This window comes from Cytobacillus sp. T106 (assembly GCF_040492155.1).
GTDB classification, from domain to species: Bacteria; Bacillota; Bacilli; order Bacillales; family Cytobacillaceae; genus Bacillus_AB; species Bacillus_AB infantis.
Window position 1 is genome coordinate 317,990 of the sequence record NZ_JBEUMK010000002.1, and the last position, 16,613, is coordinate 334,602.

The 16,613-nt window shown below is 45.9% G+C and carries 17 protein-coding genes; 14 read left to right on the forward strand and 3 right to left on the reverse strand.

The features are described 5' to 3' along the window. Positions 1-148 precede the first annotated feature (148 nt). The 3 genes from ABU165_RS06015 to ABU165_RS06025 all read left to right on the forward strand — a co-directional run bounded on the left by ABU165_RS06015 (position 149) and on the right by ABU165_RS06025 (position 2,469). On the forward strand, positions 149-331 hold the full coding sequence (locus tag ABU165_RS06015) for a hypothetical protein (RefSeq protein ID WP_009792661.1): 183 nt from the start codon (positions 149-151) through the stop codon (positions 329-331). Between the two features lie 124 nt (positions 332-455). Beyond that, positions 456-758 (forward strand): DUF4212 domain-containing protein, encoded by a 303-nt coding sequence (locus ABU165_RS06020; protein WP_101549662.1) that lies wholly within the window; start codon positions 456-458, stop codon positions 756-758. Between the two features lie 40 nt (positions 759-798). Then, positions 799-2,469, forward strand: a complete 1,671-nt coding sequence (locus tag ABU165_RS06025; RefSeq protein ID WP_009792663.1) for a sodium:solute symporter family protein — start codon at positions 799-801, stop codon at positions 2,467-2,469. An 88-nt stretch (positions 2,470-2,557) separates the two neighbouring features. Here ABU165_RS06025 and ABU165_RS06030 read toward each other — a convergent pair whose 3' ends face one another. Next, complete coding sequence (locus tag ABU165_RS06030) at positions 2,558-3,238, reverse strand: LysM peptidoglycan-binding domain-containing protein (protein ID WP_318059762.1); 681 nt, start codon at positions 3,236-3,238, stop codon at positions 2,558-2,560. Between the two features lie 732 nt (positions 3,239-3,970). On the opposite strand from ABU165_RS06030, the gene spoIIID reads away from it, so the two are divergent. From spoIIID to ABU165_RS06070, 8 genes are all read left to right on the forward strand, one after another. Next, entirely contained in the window at positions 3,971-4,243 is a 273-nt protein-coding gene (spoIIID, locus tag ABU165_RS06035) for a sporulation transcriptional regulator SpoIIID (protein WP_009792667.1), read from the forward strand. A 208-nt stretch (positions 4,244-4,451) separates the two neighbouring features. Beyond that, the gene (locus ABU165_RS06040; protein ID WP_094769174.1) at positions 4,452-4,661 is read left to right on the forward strand and encodes a hypothetical protein; all 210 of its coding nucleotides are present in this window, start codon (positions 4,452-4,454) and stop codon (positions 4,659-4,661) included. Between the two features lie 23 nt (positions 4,662-4,684). After that, positions 4,685-5,686, forward strand: a complete 1,002-nt coding sequence (mreB, locus tag ABU165_RS06045) for a rod shape-determining protein (protein ID WP_094769175.1) — start codon at positions 4,685-4,687, stop codon at positions 5,684-5,686. 499 nt (positions 5,687-6,185) lie between these two features. After that, on the forward strand, positions 6,186-7,022 hold the full coding sequence (locus ABU165_RS06050; protein WP_094769176.1) for a flagellar hook-basal body protein: 837 nt from the start codon (positions 6,186-6,188) through the stop codon (positions 7,020-7,022). 40 nt (positions 7,023-7,062) lie between these two features. Further along, positions 7,063-7,887: a flagellar hook-basal body protein gene (locus tag ABU165_RS06055; RefSeq protein ID WP_094769177.1), complete on the forward strand. Its 825-nt coding sequence runs from the start codon at positions 7,063-7,065 to the stop codon at positions 7,885-7,887. A 15-nt stretch (positions 7,888-7,902) separates the two neighbouring features. Beyond that, positions 7,903-8,169 carry a DNA-directed RNA polymerase subunit beta gene (locus ABU165_RS06060; RefSeq protein ID WP_318059763.1) on the forward strand — a complete coding sequence of 89 codons (267 nt, stop codon included), beginning with the start codon at positions 7,903-7,905 and terminating at the stop codon, positions 8,167-8,169. A gap of 96 nt (positions 8,170-8,265) precedes the next feature. After that, positions 8,266-8,700, forward strand: a complete 435-nt coding sequence (gene fabZ, locus ABU165_RS06065; protein ID WP_009792674.1) for a 3-hydroxyacyl-ACP dehydratase FabZ — start codon at positions 8,266-8,268, stop codon at positions 8,698-8,700. Between the two features lie 405 nt (positions 8,701-9,105). Continuing rightward, positions 9,106-9,441 (forward strand): hypothetical protein, encoded by a 336-nt coding sequence (locus ABU165_RS06070; protein WP_009792675.1) that lies wholly within the window; start codon positions 9,106-9,108, stop codon positions 9,439-9,441. Positions 9,442-9,507: 66 nt separating this feature from the next. On the opposite strand, the gene ABU165_RS06075 is transcribed toward ABU165_RS06070, so the two are convergent. Continuing rightward, the gene (locus tag ABU165_RS06075) at positions 9,508-9,939 is read right to left on the reverse strand and encodes a YwpF-like family protein (RefSeq protein WP_318059764.1); all 432 of its coding nucleotides are present in this window, start codon (positions 9,937-9,939) and stop codon (positions 9,508-9,510) included. Between the two features lie 266 nt (positions 9,940-10,205). On the opposite strand from ABU165_RS06075, the gene ssb reads away from it, so the two are divergent. The 3 genes from ssb to ABU165_RS06090 all read left to right on the forward strand — a co-directional run bounded on the left by ssb (position 10,206) and on the right by ABU165_RS06090 (position 14,905). After that, the gene (ssb, locus tag ABU165_RS06080) at positions 10,206-10,562 is read left to right on the forward strand and encodes a single-stranded DNA-binding protein (RefSeq protein ID WP_318059765.1); all 357 of its coding nucleotides are present in this window, start codon (positions 10,206-10,208) and stop codon (positions 10,560-10,562) included. Beyond that, the gene (locus ABU165_RS06085) at positions 10,559-10,729 is read left to right on the forward strand and encodes a hypothetical protein (RefSeq protein WP_318059766.1); all 171 of its coding nucleotides are present in this window, start codon (positions 10,559-10,561) and stop codon (positions 10,727-10,729) included. The genes ssb and ABU165_RS06085 overlap by 4 nt, the downstream gene beginning before the upstream one ends. Before the next feature lie 273 nt (positions 10,730-11,002). Continuing rightward, a complete protein-coding gene (locus ABU165_RS06090; protein ID WP_318059767.1) occupies positions 11,003-14,905 on the forward strand; it encodes a S8 family serine peptidase in 3,903 nt (1,300 codons plus the stop codon). A 49-nt stretch (positions 14,906-14,954) separates the two neighbouring features. Here ABU165_RS06090 and ABU165_RS06095 read toward each other — a convergent pair whose 3' ends face one another. After that, positions 14,955-16,589, reverse strand: coding sequence for a hypothetical protein (locus ABU165_RS06095; protein ID WP_318059768.1), 1,635 nt, complete (start codon positions 16,587-16,589; stop codon positions 14,955-14,957). Positions 16,590-16,613 lie beyond the last annotated feature (24 nt).

Here is a 16,613-nt window from a genome sequence, read left to right on the forward strand (position 1 = left end):
AAGGTGTCCTCAATGAAATGGACACCTTTTTGATTTGAAGAAATATGTCTGTGGAAATATCTTGACCCCAAGAGAGTTTCAAGTGATAATATAGTTAAAATTTTCATAAAATTTAGTCTTTTATTTTCACCAGTATGGGGGGATCTACTTGCCGACTCTTATTATTGTGCTGCTCTTGACAGCATTCTGCCTCTTTCTGGCATTGCGCCAAAAGAAAACTATCTTCCTTGCGATTCCTTTTCTAGGGATATTCGTTTACTTCCTCGTACAAATCATCCTGGTCCCTGCGCCTTTTCTCGATACCATCAAGTTTATTTTCAGCCTCAGCTGATCCGGACCTGCCTTCTTTAAGGCGGGCCGATTAGAATATAACTCTTTAATAAGGAGGGAATCGAGCCGGTAAATGAATACGCTTCCAAATGAGGGGAAATCCATTAATTGCGAGGTGCAAAGGTTTGAAAAAAATTGATAAGGCAACGGCAGACAGTTATTTTCGCGAAAAAACGAGAAACATGATCATCTATTTTGCTATCTGGTTCATCGTCTCCTACGGTGTCGTGCTATTTGCAGAGCCGCTCAGTGAAATAACGATCAATGGCTTCCCGTTCCATTATTTCATGGGTGCACAGGGAGCTGTCATCACGTTTATCATTCTATTATTTGTGAATGCGAAACTTAGTGATTCAATTGACCGCAAATATGGGATTGATGAGGATAAAAACGAACAGATCAGCTCAGGGAAGGTGCTGGACCACTAAAATGCTTTTGTGTAGATAGAAACCTTTTAAGGGGGATTACATGGATACACAGTTTTTGGTCTCATTATCAATTATTCTGGCTACATTTGCTTTATATATTGGCATTGCGGTCTATAATAAGGCGCGTGCCACCTCAGATTTCTATGTGGCAGGGCGCGGTGTCCCGCCGATTTTCAATGGAATGGCCATCGGTGCCGACTGGATGAGTGCAGCTTCCTTTATCGGGATGGCCGGGACGATCATGCTTCTCGGCTACGACGGCCTAGCCTATATTATGGGCTGGACGGGCGGCTATCTGCTCCTGACGTTCCTGTTGGCGCCCCAGCTGCGAAAGTACGGGCGCTATACCGTTCCGGAATTCATCGGCGACCGCTATAACAGCCATACAGCAAGGGTCATAGCCGCAATTTGTACAATCGTCATCTCATTTACCTATTCAATCGGCCAGCTGTCAGGCTCGGGCGTAGTAATCGGCCGTTTGTTTGAGATCGATGCCAAGCTCGGTACTATGATCGGTGTTGTACTGATCGCCTTTTATGCCGCATTCGGCGGGATGAAGGGAATCACCTGGACACAGGTGGCCCAGTATATCATTCTGATTATTGCCTATCTCATCCCGGTCATCTTCATGTCCCTGCAGCTTACCAATAATCCGCTTCCCTGGATTTCTTATGGAGAGCTCGTCGGCAAGATGGGTGAGCTTGATAGGGAGCTTGGGATCTCTGAATACTTCGCTCCATTTACGAACGGGACTAAATGGCAGTTCCTTGCCCTCATGTTTACCTTAATGGCGGGTACAGCAGGACTCCCGCACGTTATTGTCCGCTTCTACACGGTATCTACAATGAAGGCGGCCCGCTGGTCAGGGGCCTGGGCTTTGCTCTTCATCGGATTGCTTTATCTTTCTGCACCGGCTTATGCTGCTTTCTCCCGTTTCATCCTGATGACAAAGGTTGCCGGCAGCAGCATCAGCGAGCTCCCGGCCTGGACCAAAACATGGGTCGACACAGGAAAGCTGCAGCTTGCCGATGGCAATGGGGACGGCATTCTGCAGTGGAGTGAACTGATCATCTCTAATGATATCGTCGTCATGGCTACACCGGAGATTGCCAATCTTGGTGTATTCGTCATCGGCCTTGTTGCCGCCGGTGCTATGGCAGCGGCCCTGTCAACAGCAGGCGGGCTGATGATCGCCATTTCATCTTCATTTGCACACGATATTTTCTATCGGGTCTGGAAGCCTAATTCTACTGAAAAAACCAGGCTCAGTGTTGCCCGCTGGTCCATTGTGGTCGCCACGCTTCTGGCAGGCCTGATCGCCTTGAATCCTCCGGGAGCCATTACCCAGATTGTCGCCTGGGCATTCGCTCTGGCTACAGGAACCTTCTTCCCGGCGCTCGTTCTTGGTGTCTGGTGGAAACGTTCCAATGCAAAAGGGGTCATCTCCGGTCTCCTTGTCGGTCTGGGAGTGACCCTGGCTTATATCTTTGCCGCAAAATACGGCGGCTTCACTATCCTGGGCATTATCGATACAGGAGCGGGCGTCTTTGGGGCAGCAGCAGCCTTCTTGACCAATATCATTGTATCGAAGGCCACCGAGGCCCCATCCAAAAAGATTCAGGAGGAAGTAATCAATCTGCGCTATCCTGAACAGATGATTTATAAAGATGGGGAAGTATGGATGGATGAGGGGAAATCCAAATCCGTTTAACAGATTTCTAATAAGGCTGTGCGGCTCTCTCTTTTTAGAGAAGCTGTACGGCTTTTTTTGCGCCTATCGACAAATTTCTCGGGAAATATTATTTTTTCATAGAAACAAGTGCGCCGTCTTTATAGGCAATAGATACTTTTTGGCCTGAGAGCTTCTGATAGTCCTGGGCGGTTCCATACGCCACTTTTAAAGCCACATATCCGTCCTCAGTCTTAAATTCCACTGTGAAGTTATCTGCTGCCCCAACTACTTGTGCATCTACATAAAGAGTTTCCTCATGAATGATCAGTCTCTGGCCGATCAAGAGGAAATTGCTGTTCAGGCCGTTAAGCCTTTTGATCGTCTCTATCGGGGTCTGGAAACGCTGAGACAGCTCCCAGAGAGTGTCTCCTGCCTGCACAGTATAGACGGAAACATCTGCACGTGTCTTCCGGTCAGATGCCGGTGGTTCTGCCGTTCTGTCTGCTTCAGGTATCTTCAATTCCTGCCCTGGAAAAATAAGATTAGCATTAAGCTTATTTGCTGTTTTCAGCTCAGAAACAGAAACGTCATAGGTTCTTGCGATTTTATAAAGTGAATCTCCCTTTTTCACGCTGTATACCGTTTGTTCCTCGGCCGCTGCATAGCTGGTGCCAGCCGCCATAAAAGAAGACAAAGTCATGGCCGCTGACAGGGAAATGGCAGCACCCTTCTTTTTGCCTTTGTGCTTGTCTTTTTTCCTGCTTGCTTCTATACGTTCCTTTCTCGTCATCGTAATTGTATGTTCCATTGATTAACCCGCCTTTTTATATGGTTTGGATAAGTTTGGATGTGTAACCAAATTTATGAACGCTGAGCCAGAATTCATTTTATGGTAATCAATACCCTCCGGCAATAGGGATAAACTCATGAATAAATGCGGGGCTCTATCCTGCTGGAAGCACTATTCTTTTTCCTGCATAGGAGGATTTATGCCCAGTTCTGAGCAGATTATCTCTGAAAATATAGAGCAAAATGATTAAAGGTTTTCCTATTAAGAGGAGCAGGTGGATAAAAGATAGACAATTCACGCAGGGCAGAAACACCCAGAGAAATGTCGGGTTATGTCGAAAAAAGGTTATTTCGCCCTTCATAGCCCAAGGGACAAAGGGAGGAGGAATCTGGATGGTATCTCCAGAGGAGACTTATAAGAGAATAGTGAATGTCCGATTTTTCAAATAATTTCAGGTGTGCCTTGTCCTTATTGCCGTAATCGTGCATATAATCTCAACCAAGCTAATAAACTGTTACAAACCTTACACAAAAGAGAGAGTATGAGGTGCAGAGTCGTTTTGACACCAACAAAGAGCAGGCCCCAAAGGACATGTTTATTCCCTGCAGTATTAGAGAGCACAGCTTTCTGCCGCAAAAAAAGCCGAATCTACCAGCTGTTGTATCAGAATGTGCGGAATGGAGAATTTCGAAAAAGCGAAACGGGTCTCATTTTACACTCCTCACAACCAATTTAGGGAGGGCGAGTGGTGTGCACGATTACATCAAAGAGAGAACTATCAAGATTGGAAAGTATATCGTGGAGACGAAAAAAACAGTTCGCGTGATTGCGAAAGAGTTTGGCGTATCCAAAAGTACAGTCCATAAAGATCTGACAGAAAGGCTTCCTGAAATCAATCCTGATCTTGCAAACGAAGTAAAGGAAATACTTGATTACCATAAATCGATCCGCCACCTGCGCGGGGGAGAAGCAACAAAAATGAAATACAAGAAAGAGGAACTGGAAGGCGAGCCTGTTCAGTAGGCTATGAATTGAATATGAGAGAGGAAGAAAGCGCAGCCGACAGGATTTGTGCTTTTTTCTGCTTTATTGGAAATTTAGCGACAAATTTTGCGGGAATGCTACATAATTTTTACAAAATGTTTCTAGTTATGGTTTGATTGTGATAAAATAAACAATTAGGATAGAACTTGGAAAAAAATATTTTGCAGCTTCGTCAGCCGCCGAAACCTTGAATTGGAAAGGCTTCCTTAATGGAAGGATTTGCGGCGGTTTAAAGCTATTGCATAAAGGCCGCCTGGCCGAACCTGCTTGGCAGCTTCCGCCAAAAAGCAGGATAGGCGCAGGAGGCATCCATAAAAAATATGAAGCAGCGGCAACTGGCCAGCCAGGAAAAATCGTTATTGACTTCATTCAGGAGCCGGAAGCCCGCGCTGGCTAAGTGCAGGGAGGAAAAAAAGTAAAATGTTTGCTAGAGATATTGGAATTGACCTGGGTACTGCCAATGTACTGATTCATGTAAAAGGCCGGGGAATTGTGTTGAATGAGCCATCTGTAGTGGCGATTGACAGGAACAATAATAAAGTGCTGGCTGTCGGCGAAGAAGCGCGCCGCATGGTAGGGCGTACGCCCGGCAATATTGTCGCCATCCGCCCGCTGAAGGACGGCGTCATCGCCGACTTTGATGTGACTGAAGCTATGCTGAAGCATTTCATCAACAAATTGAATGTAAAAGGATTCTTATCCAAGCCGCGCATCCTGATCTGCTGCCCGACCAATATTACAAGCGTCGAACAGAAAGCAATCAAGGAAGCTGCCGAAAAAAGCGGCGGCAAGAAAGTCTACCTTGAGGAAGAGCCGAAGGTCGCTGCAATCGGCGCGGGCATGGACATCTTCCAGCCGAGCGGAAACATGGTTGTCGATATCGGCGGAGGAACTACAGATGTAGCTGTTCTTTCAATGGGCGATATCGTTACATCTTCTTCCATCAAGATGGCCGGCGACAAATTTGATGCCGAAATCCTCAACTACATCAAGCGTGAGTACAAGCTTCTGATCGGTGAGAGGACTGCTGAAAACATCAAGATCAATATCGCAACTGTATTCCCGGATTCGAGGGATGAAGAAATCGATATCCGCGGCCGTGACATGGTATCAGGCCTGCCAAGGACGATCACAGTCCGTTCCGGCGAAATCGAACAGGCTCTCCGCGAATCCGTCGCGGTCATCGTTCAGGCTGCCAAAACAGTCCTGGAAAGGACACCGCCTGAGCTCTCAGCCGACATCATCGACCGCGGTGTCATTCTCACAGGAGGCGGAGCCCTTCTGCATGGCATCGACATGCTGCTGGCAGAAGAGCTTAAAGTGCCGGTCCTTGTGGCTGAGAACCCGATGGATTGCGTAGCAATCGGAACCGGCATCATGTTGGACAATATCGATAGACTGCCTAAGAGAAGATTGGGTTAATGTATAAAGCGCGCGGGCTGATCCGTGCGCTTTTTTCTATGGCCTGGATAGCGGGACCCAGGCTCTTTTAATGGAATGTGCAGAAGTTTGAGTTTTTTAGGGAGCAAAGCTGTGATTTAGACATTTTTTTTAGGGGAAACTTCCAAAATCCAGTCGCATTTTCACTGATGTACATTTATCCTGATTAATAATTCCATATTTATTTATAATCATTCCAATTTCTTAGATGATAATTCCAAATTCATAAATAATAATTCCGCATACAGCCATATTTATTCCTAACTTCATAAACACCCTAAATATCATCCCTCCCATACTTAAAATCCATTCTTACAGCAAATTCCACAGTTTTTTTCATATATTGACACTTTTTTGCAAAAATCTGCTGTTTCTTCCGCGGATTTTTTTTATAATAGAGAGTAGCGTATTATAATTATCTGTCCCTTTTGATGGTGGAAATGATGCCTGGTCCATACCGGGCAATATATAGAGGTGGAACATGTTCAGAGGTTTTTATACTGTGGCATCCGGAATGCTTTCCCAGCAGCGGAAGACGGAGATGCTGACAAATAATATGGCAAATGCCAATACACCCGGGTTCAAAGCAGATCAGGCTTCCATGAGGGCATTTCCGGAAATGCTTCTCCAAAGTGCGGGCCAATATAGCCTGCCGGTTGAGAAAGGCTATAAAGTCCCAGTCAATCAGCCGATCGGGCCGATTAATACAGGTGTATATATGCAGGAAGCAATGGCAAACTTCCTGCAAGGGGATATTAGGGAAACCAATCAAAAAACGGATCTCGCACTAGTTGATCTGGCGATGCCGATTAATGAAGCCGGAATTGCCGGTTCGGCTTTCTTTAAAGTAGAAGGAGCTGACGGGCAGGTAAGATATACCCGTAATGGCGATTTTACTTTGGATGGGGAAGGCTTTCTCACAACATCGTCAGGACAGTATATATTGGATGATGGAGACAACAGAATCCAGCTCGCAAGTGATCAATTCACGGTTGATGAAGCCGGCAGGATTACTGGCGCCAACGGGGAAACCGGCATCATCGGCATTGCTTTTGCGGCGGATCCGCAAAGGCTGATTAAAGAGGGTGGCGGGCTTTACCGCACCGATGACGGAAATCCTCTTGAAAATGCAGCAGGCAACCCGGACGCCGGCTTCCAGCTGAAGCAGGGCTTCCTTGAAGGTTCAAATGTGGATTCCAGCAGGACAATGACAGACATGCTGACTGCATACAGATCTTTCGAAGCAAATCAAAAAGTGCTCCAGGCATATGATAAAAGCATGGAAAAAGCCGCAAATGAAATCGGCAGGGTCGGATGATGGCCGTAAGAAACTTTAAATCCCTAAAAGGGGGAGTTCGATGAGCAGGATTATGATCACAGCGGCCAATACAATGGCACAGCTTCAAAAACAAATGGATATTACAAGCCATAATATGGCCAATATAGATACAGTCGGCTATAAGCGCAGAGAAGCGAGCTTTTCGGATCTGATGGTCCAGCAATTTGCGAACCAGCCGAATTCGCCTGATGAAAACAGGCTGACTCCTGATGGTCTCCGGATGGGGACAGGAGCGATGCTGGCACAGTCCCAGGCTGTAATGAATCAGGGCAGCATCAAGGAAACAGGCCGCCAGCTTGACACAGCCTTTACAAAGGAAAATCAGCTGTATAAGGTCCTTGTCCAGACGGATGCAGGTGCAGCCGTTCAATATACCAGAGATGGCTCTTTTTACCTGTCTCCGGTTTCTGAAACAGAAAGCATGCTTGTGACAGGTGCAGGTCATGCGGTCCTGGATGAAAACGACAGCCCGATTTACATCAGCAGCCAGTCAGGGGAATTCCGGATCACAGAAAATGGCCTCCTTGCCGCGATGGACGGAAATGGCAATGAACAGACTTTCAGCCTTGGGATTGTCCAGGTCAATAAACCGCAGTTCCTGGAGCAGCAGGGGGGCAATCTGTTTGCACTTGCCGCAGGAGCAGCGGGTAATGAAGTGATGACAGATCTTGCAGGCGCCCTAAGAGGGCAGGCAGCTGTCCAGCAGAGGGCCCTTGAGCAATCGAATGTGGATTTGCAAAAAGAAATGACCGATCTGATCAGTACACAGCGGGCCTATCAGTTCCAGTCACGGGCCATTTCAATGGCAGACCAGATGATGGGGCTTGTGAACGGAATCAGGTAAAGGGGATTAAAATCGATGGTAGAGAAGGATAACCAGAAAGCGGCCAGCATGCGTGAGCAAAAGAAAAAGCAAAGATCGGAAGAAAAAACCGCAGGCAAGCGGATCATCCGCATACGCCTTGTCCCAATCTGGCTTCGGATCATTATTGTGCTGATTTTAATTGCCGGAAGCCTTATCCTTGGGACAATCGTGGGATATAGTGTGATGGGCGGCGGGAAACCATCCGAGGTCTTCGAAAAATCCACTTGGTTGCATATCAAGGATTTAGTGATAAAAGAATAATTTTGGCCGGGAAGGGAGTTTACCCTTCCTTTTTTCTGTTCTTTTACAGTACAATAAAGATACATAATACCTATTATTAGTAGGAGGTACTAAATTATGCTGGATATAAACCAAATCAAAGAAATCATCCCCCACCGCTATCCTTTCTTGCTCGTGGACCGCATCCTTGAGGTTGAAGAGGCGCAGAGGGCAATCGGAATTAAAAATGTGACGGCGAATGAGGAATTCTTCAACGGGCATTTCCCGGACTACCCGGTTATGCCTGGAGTGCTGATTGTTGAAGCTTTGGCGCAGGTCGGTGCCGTAGCCATGCTCAAAAAAGAGGAAAACCGCGGGCGTCTCGCCTTCTTCGCTGGCATAGACAACTGCCGTTTTAAAAGACAGGTAAAGCCGGGCGACCAGCTCCGCCTTGAAGTTGAGATGACACGTGTAAGAGGAGCCATCGGAAAAGGGAAAGGCACCGCAACAGTAGATGGGGAGCTTGTCTGTGAAGCAGAGCTGACGTTTGCCCTTGGAGATAAGCAGGAATAAATGATGAGAATGTCCGGAATGCCGGGCATTCTTTTTTAATATTTAGGTACTTATTAATTGTAAGTCTTGTGGATCATTATCAATTCCTGATCCACGTGCAGCAGCTGCACCAATGTCACAAGCCAAACCTATCAAAAAGGCAAAGAACGCCTTTCCGGGAGGATTGTCTTGTGCTTGTGGGGGGTGATCAAGGCGCTTGCGCTTTTGTTAATGTGCCAAAAAACAAACTAACACGTTTAGCTTGTCCCATATACGTGTATGTATATAATATCCTGGCCAGCTGGTGACAACTTGCATATAAAAATCCCCCTAAAATAATTTTTTATATGCAAGTTGTTTCTTTTTTTGGACATCATATGAAAAGACCAAGGTCAATATAAACAACCAGAAGGGAGCTTTTTACTTATGAAGAAAAGGCTTTTAACATTAATTGGCGGATCGGTGCTTTCAGCTATGGTATTGGCAGGATGCAATAATGACCAGGAGCCGCCTCCGGAAGACGATAACACGCCGCCTGTTGAAGAAGGCGACATGAACGGAGAAAACGGCGACATGAATGGCAATAACGAAGACAATGGCAATATCAGCGAAGATGACAACGGCGTTATCGACGATAATGGCGAAAACGGCGACATCAACACTGACGAAGACAAGGATATGATGGAAGATAATAATGATCCTGGTGAAGACGCGGTGGAAGACGATCTTGACATGCAGGATGACGATAATAAAGATAAATAATGAATGAGAAGGGCAGGGGAACCTGCTCTTTTTTATACAAAAAAAGGAAGCCCGTTCAGGAGCTTCCTATTTCTTTGCTGCTGCCAGTCTTGGCTTGCTTTTCATTTTATTTTTAAATTCAGTGACGAGTGCCTCTCCATCCAATCCCTGCTGTACCAGGTCACCGAGAAGCAGCTCTGCATAATCGCTTTTTGTTCTTCTTAAGCTTCCTTGAAGAAGGATGCTGATATGGTTTTCCAACTCTTTCACAGAAGAAACAGTGGTGATAAAGGCAGCCGGATCGTTCTCTTTCTTCGTGATAACAGCCTGGACGGTCAATTCTTGGTTAGCGTCTTCCGCCGCGTTGAAATAGTCGAGATAAGTTTTGCTGATATATGCTTCGATCAGCCAGTTGCTTAAATCATCCTCTTTATTAATGATCAAGCCATCATCAAGCGCAATATCCTTCAAGCCTTCTTCTTCAACAATCTGCAGGGAGATCAACTTAAATGTCTTCATTATCATTGCCTCCGTTCTGATTTTATAGTTCTTGCTAAAATTATAGCACAGCCCACTTTGAAAGCGAATTTTGTCCATGTCGAAAAATAATGGCCGCGGCTCCTAAAATTCATTTTTATATGGAGAAGATGACCTGAAATTTCAATTTCAACTATCCAAAAGAGCCTCCGAGCGGTAAAAGTGCCCCACAAATGCCGGTTTCCGGCTTTTTACCATTTCCTGCACAGCCTGTAATATAACATTATCAAATAGAGAGGAGATGAGAAATGATCAATCAAGTGATTCTGGTAGGAAGGCTGACAAAAAGCCCTGAGCTGAAGATTACCCCGGGCGGTACATCGGTTGTAAATGTCACAGTGGCAGTCAACAGGCAATTCAAGAACCAGAAGGGCGAAATAGAGGCTGATTTTGTCCAATGCACATTATGGGAAAAAACAGCCGAAAACACTGCTCAGTACTGCCAAAAAGGTTCCTTGATTGGCATAACAGGCCGGATTCAGACAAGGAACTACGAAAGCCAGGAAGGAAAGCGGGTGTATGTGACAGAGGTTATGGCCGATTCGGTCCGCTTCCTTGAACAAAAACGGGATATTAGCAGCCAAAAGGAGGCGGCGAAGGTTTGAGCACAGTTCAAAACCTGGAAGCACTCATAGAAATGCTGATCAAAATGACTGGCAGGTCCAATGAAAGGATAGGTCAGCTGGAAAAAAGGATTGAACAGCTTGAATTTGTCCTCCGCCAAATGCCGCAAGAGAATCTTCAAACTCAAAAAATCCGCCGAATCCATTAATTAACACCTCTTATCCACGCACTACAACCTCATTAGAAAAAATCAATCTAATCCCCACTTCCCACATTTTCCGGTGATATTCGCCGGATTTTTCTTTTTTAGTGAGCAATGCTGTCGGAATTTGTTTCGGAAGTCGAACAAATAAGCCTATAGGACTAGCATAAAGCGAACACAATCGTGACTATTTCCCCTTAATAACCTTTTTTCCGATATGGTAACTTTATGTAGTATTAGAAAAATTCTGAATAAACTTACCGCTTAAGGGGGAAAAGCATGAAGTCGACCAAAAGGCTATTGGCTATTTTATCTTTATTTTTCTTAATGTTTTCAAGCTCGGTGTCTGCAGCCGCTGTGCCTGAAAAATCAAAGAGCACAAAAGGGCAGCAGAACCAGAAAACGATCCAGCAGATCAAAAAGGCTGAATTGGACAAGCAGTACAAAGACACTGACATTGTCCGTGTTATCGTAGAAATGAAATCGGAGCCTGCGATTCTTGTTGCACAAAAGCAGAACAAGCGCTATAAAGAGCTGCCTGATGCAACAAAAACACAGCTTAAGAACGAGAAGCTGACTGAACAGCAGGCGGTCAAAAATAAAGCAAAGCAAAACCGGGTAAAGCTTATTGAGCATGAAAGCTTTACAACGGTTGTCAACGGCTTCAGCGCCGAAATGATGTACGGGGATATCGAAAAGGTCGAAGAACTGGCCGAAGTCTCTGATGTACAGGTAGTTAATGAATATACACGCCCGGAAGAAAAGCCGGACATGGTATACAGCAAGGAGCTGGTCCAGGCACAGGAAGCCTGGAGGGAATATGGCTTCAAGGGAGAAGGCATGATTGTCGGTGTCATTGATACGGGGATGGACCCGAACCACCGCGACATGGTACTTTCCTCTGAAACGAAAGAAGAATTGACAAAGTCCAAAGTCAATAAATTCGTGAAGAACAATGCACTTAAAGGAAAGTACTATACCGAAAAAGTGCCTTACGGCTACAACTATATGGATGAAAACAATATCATCGGCGATATCGGCCCTGATGCCTCTATGCACGGAATGCACGTGTCAGGTACAGTCGGCGCCAATGGCGATGAAGAAAACGGCGGGATCAAAGGGGTTGCCCCTGAAGCACAGATCCTCGCTTTGAAGGTATTCGGAAATGACCCGAATATGCCTAGCACATACAGTGATATCTATGTAAAAGCAATCGATGATGCCATCGTATTGGGCGCAGATGTACTGAATATGAGTTTGGGCTCTACTGCCGGCTTCGTTTCTCCGGAAGACCAGGAGCAAAAAGCAGTTGAAAGAGCGGTTAACAACGGCATCCTTATGTCCATCTCTGCAGGAAACTCCGCCCACTTCGGAAATGGCTTTGCCAATCCTTGGGCTTCCAACCCTGACGTAGGTGTCTCAGGATCTCCTGGAGTTTCCTATGATTCACTGCAGGTAGCTTCTGTAGAAAATTCTTATATGGACCTTGATGCAGTAAATTATTCATTCGATTCGGAAAGCGGAAAAGCAGCTTTCCTGTCTGCAGGAAGCGTCCATCCGAACAGTCTGGCCACAAAGACATTTGAAGTAGCTTATGGCGGACTTGGAAAGCCAGAAGAGCTTTCTAACGTAGCGGGCAAATATGCCCTCATTAAGCGCGGCGAACTTGCTTTCACTGAAAAGGCATTAAATGCCCAGGCAGCAGGTGCGGTCGGCGTCATCATTTACAACAATGCTGACGGCTACGTCAACATGCAGTCAGACCCTGCCATCAAAATCCCGCAGCTGTTCATGCTGAAACAGGATGGAGATAAGCTCCAGGCTGCCCTTGCAGCAGGAGAGAAGGTAACACTGACGTTCAATGGAGAAAAAGTAAAATCAGCCAACCCGGAAGCAGGCAAAATGAGTGCCTTCACTTCATGGGGTCTGACCCCAAACCTTGATTTCAAACCAGAGATCACGGCGCCGGGCGGCCAGATTTATTCTACGCTTGAAAACAACGAGTACGGAATGATGAGCGGTACTTCCATGGCAGCACCTCATGTTGCCGGCGGTTCTGCACTGATTCTTGAAAGAGTCGATAATGAATTTGTTGTGGAAGGCTTTGACCGTGTCAATATTGCGAAAAACCTTATGATGAACACAGCTAAGCCGATCATCGACCAGGGAACTGTAAATGCGGCATTCGGCTGGGAACTTCCATACTCTCCGCGCCGCCAGGGTGCAGGAATCATGCAACTGAACTCTGCCCTGCAGACTCCGGTAATCGTAACCGAAGCATCAACAGATGAAGCTAAAGTAGCACTGAAAGAAGTAGGAAATACATTTGAATTCACATTGAAAGCGAAAAACTACAGCAATAAGAAAGTGAAGTATGATGTGGCTGCCAATCTCCAGACAGACTTTGCGGCATACGGCGAGTTTGGATGGGCGGCAGACGGCCTTGAAGCACAGAAGATCCTTGATTCTTCCATCAAGGTGAACGGCCAGGATGCAACCACTGTCAATATCCCTGCGAAAGGCATTGCGACCATAAAGGTATCTGTCGATGTGAGCAATGCAAAGGTAGTAGAGCCTTCAATCACTGGCGACTGGGAGACACCGGTAGCTATCGATGAAGTGTTCCCGAACGGCTATTTTGTAGAAGGATATGTAACACTGAAAGACCCTAATGATGTAAATGCCGAACTTACCGTTCCTTATGTTGGATTTAAAGGAGACTGGGACAAGGCACCGATCTTGGATGGAACAAAATATGACGAAAGCTCATTCTATGGAATGGCCGGGGCTGTTTCCGAAAGCGCAGACAACTATAACTATCTGGGCTATAACCCTGTAGAAGATCTTTTCCAGAAAGAAGCCATTGCCATTTCTCCAAACGGGGACAAAGTACAGGATCAGATCATCCCTGTCCTGTCATTCCTGAGAAATGCAAAACAAGCAGATTTTGCCATTACGGATGAAAGCGGCAAAACACTAAGGAAGCTTCGTACAGAGAACAATCTCCGCAAGCATTATTATGACCGCGGCAACGGGTCCAACTATACGCTGAACCCTGCATGGGGCTGGGACGGCAAGCTAAACAATGCCGTTGCGAAGGATGGACAGTACTATTTTGAGATTAAGACAGTAGTAGACTTTAAGGGAGCTGATTGGCAGAGTGTCAGGATTCCTGTAAAAGTTGATACTGTGGCACCAAGTGTGAAAGCGAATCTTGTAGAAGATAACAGCATTGTAAAAATTGAAGCAGCTGACAATGAAAATGGTTCCGGTTTATCCTACCTCGATGTGCTTGTGAATGGAGAAACTATTCTGTCTGAGCCTTTAAGCGGTGATACAGAAGAATTCGAACTTCCGGAAGCATTGGACGAGAAAGAAGAAGTGACAGTTGTTGCATACGATAACGCTGGAAATTCGGCTGAAGCGAAAGCTGAACTCGGTGAAAGCAGCAATGACAAAACTGTTCCATATGTATACCTGGACGAGCCTGCTGCACTAGAAGTCTATAATACAAATGATCTGAATGTATCAGGCACCATTAAAGAAGAATCCGATATGAAGGAATTCACAATCAATGGGCAGGAAGTTGAATTGACTTACAATGAAGAGAAAGAGCAATATGAATTCACTTCAACTCTTCACTTCGAGGACGGTGTCCATTCTTTTGAAGTAAAAGCAACAGACGCTGCTGATAACACCATTTCCTTCAAGCGTACAGTAATGGTCGATGCAACAGCTCCAGGAGTAGAAGTCACCGGGCTTCCGTCCAGTATGTATGTAAAACATAATGCGAAGGATCCGGTTGTCAATGTTAAGGTCACAGACAATTTCGATGAGCTTCGCATCTCATTAAATGGCAGCGAACTATTCTACAATGAGTTCAAAGAGCCATATGCAATGAGGAATATTGAAAAGGTCCTGAAGAAAGTCAAGCTTGAGCTGAAGGACGGACCAAATCAGTTCATCTTTGAAGCAGTTGACCTTGCAGGCAATAAAACAGCGAAAACAATTGATTTGTATAAGCTGCAAAAAGGCGAAAAGGAGCCTGATAAAGGAGAAACACCTGATAAAGGAGCAGCTCCAGTCCCTGATAAGGGCAATCCTTTAAAGCCTGAGAAGCCAGGTCTTCCAGGAAAGCCGGAAAATCCGGGCAAGCCTGACCCTGGTAAAGAAGAAATGTAAAATGAAAGCCGGCACTTTCCTGAGGGGGAGTGCCGGCTTTCTTTGTGCTTTATTTTACTGCTTTATATTTCAGCATCAGGGCTTGATAGGCCCCATCCTGGTCCATGTTGGCAAGCAGCGTTTCAATGCTTTTTTTCAGTTCTGCTTTTCCTTCCGCAGAGGAGGCTTCAGCCAAATCGTCAATCAGCATTTTGGCGGTAATGGCCTTTTGCGCTGACTGTAAAGCCTTTTCTCCAGGCGCTTTATACTTGGCAAGGATACTGTTGCGGGTTGTCTGTCCATATACACGGTATAAGAGCACAGCCTGCTTGCGGATCTCACCGGACAAGGCATGGTAGGCTGCTTCAGTTTCGTCGGCTGCCGGAGCGGTGCTGTAAAGCTGATTGAAGCGCTTTGCCTGATTAACGATCTTCTGTCCGGAGGTGATAGCATCAATATAGCCGATGGCCCGGAAATAATGCAGCTCTATATCATTGGTGAGCCTGTACTCAAGCTCATAGGTGCCGTCCATGCTGTTGATCAGGTTTTTAGCCCGGATATAATGATCCTTTGTTAAGTTAAATACAGACATATCAGGATATTGAACTACCTTGGTGTACTCAACAGAAATTTGCCACTTCAAGGCGCGGGCATGCTTTTCTGCTTCTTCCAGATACCTTTCCGCCTGCATTTCGGCAGCTGTTTTGCTATCAGCGCCTGCTAAAAGGGCTGCAGTGCTGAAAAGCTGGATATTGCTGTAATTGTTGATATTGGCTATCAGCCATTCCTGGTCCAAGCTGAGACTCATATTCTGGAACCCGGGCTTCTGTACAAGAAGCTTTCCGCTGAAGGCATCATAGGTGCAGAAACCATTATTTGTATAGGCAAACAGATAGCGTCCATCATCGCTTGGAATAATTCTCCCAAGGTGGCTGTCTTTTGCGGAGAAGAGGGCGCGCGCCTGCTTCCATTGCCACTTTCCATTTACTTTCACCGCAAGATGGACACTATTTTCATTTCGGATATACAAACGCTGCCCATCCGGGGAGAAATCAATTTCATCTACCCCGATAAAGGAAGTATCCTGCAGCTTATAAGAAAGCTTTTCACCGGTTGAAGCTTTGTAAAAGGAAATGGTGTCTTCATAACTGCTGCCCGCAGCAAGGATGTCTTCTGAAGGACTGAAAGCAGCAGCCGCTGTGCGGGCATAAGGGAAATTGATCTTATATATCTTTTCATAGTTCCTTGTATCATAGACTGCCAGATAATAGCCTTCAGGATCATATTTTTCCACTTCCTGGTTCGCCAGGGCGAGAAGGTGCCCGCCCGGCTGAAAGGAGTGGTTATTTAGCGAACTGGACTCGGGAAGCGTCCGGATCAGCCCGCCTGTGCGAGGATGGTAAAAATGGGTGCCGTCAGAACGGGTAGTTACCATTAACTCTCCTAAAGGAGTAAAATGGACGCTTTTGGAAAAATCACTGTCGATCCTGTGAGGGAAGGAAGACAGCTTTCTTTTATTTTTCATATCATACAAATAAGTCGTGTATTCTCCTGTGTACAAATTATATTCCTGAATATAAGCATAATCTCCTGAAGGTGAAATCAGGGCGGCATGGCCGGTGAAAGCTGCAGCGGGTTCTGCTGCATCAGCGGGAACATCGGCAATGAAGAGGCAGAACAGCAATATTGGGGCAATGATTTTCATCGTTTTCTCCTGTCTTTATATAAA

Bases quoted from the DNA above. Each gene is read 5' to 3' on its own strand.
- ABU165_RS06025 (WP_009792663.1), top strand. From the start codon at position 799: ATGGATACACAGTTTTTGGTCTCATTATCAATTATTCTGGCTACATTT.
- ABU165_RS06030 (WP_318059762.1), bottom strand. From the start codon at position 3,238: ATGGAACATACAATTACGATGACGAGAAAGGAACGTATAGAAGCAAGC.
- mreB (WP_094769175.1), top strand. From the start codon at position 4,685: ATGTTTGCTAGAGATATTGGAATTGACCTGGGTACTGCCAATGTACTG.
- ABU165_RS06050 (WP_094769176.1), top strand. From the start codon at position 6,186: ATGTTCAGAGGTTTTTATACTGTGGCATCCGGAATGCTTTCCCAGCAG.
- ABU165_RS06055 (WP_094769177.1), top strand. From the start codon at position 7,063: ATGAGCAGGATTATGATCACAGCGGCCAATACAATGGCACAGCTTCAA.
- ABU165_RS06060 (WP_318059763.1), top strand. From the start codon at position 7,903: ATGGTAGAGAAGGATAACCAGAAAGCGGCCAGCATGCGTGAGCAAAAG.
- fabZ (WP_009792674.1), top strand. From the start codon at position 8,266: ATGCTGGATATAAACCAAATCAAAGAAATCATCCCCCACCGCTATCCT.
- ABU165_RS06070 (WP_009792675.1), top strand. From the start codon at position 9,106: ATGAAGAAAAGGCTTTTAACATTAATTGGCGGATCGGTGCTTTCAGCT.
- ABU165_RS06075 (WP_318059764.1), bottom strand. From the start codon at position 9,939: ATGAAGACATTTAAGTTGATCTCCCTGCAGATTGTTGAAGAAGAAGGC.
- ssb (WP_318059765.1), top strand. From the start codon at position 10,206: ATGATCAATCAAGTGATTCTGGTAGGAAGGCTGACAAAAAGCCCTGAG.
- ABU165_RS06090 (WP_318059767.1), top strand. From the start codon at position 11,003: ATGAAGTCGACCAAAAGGCTATTGGCTATTTTATCTTTATTTTTCTTA.
- ABU165_RS06095 (WP_318059768.1), bottom strand. From the start codon at position 16,589: ATGAAAATCATTGCCCCAATATTGCTGTTCTGCCTCTTCATTGCCGAT.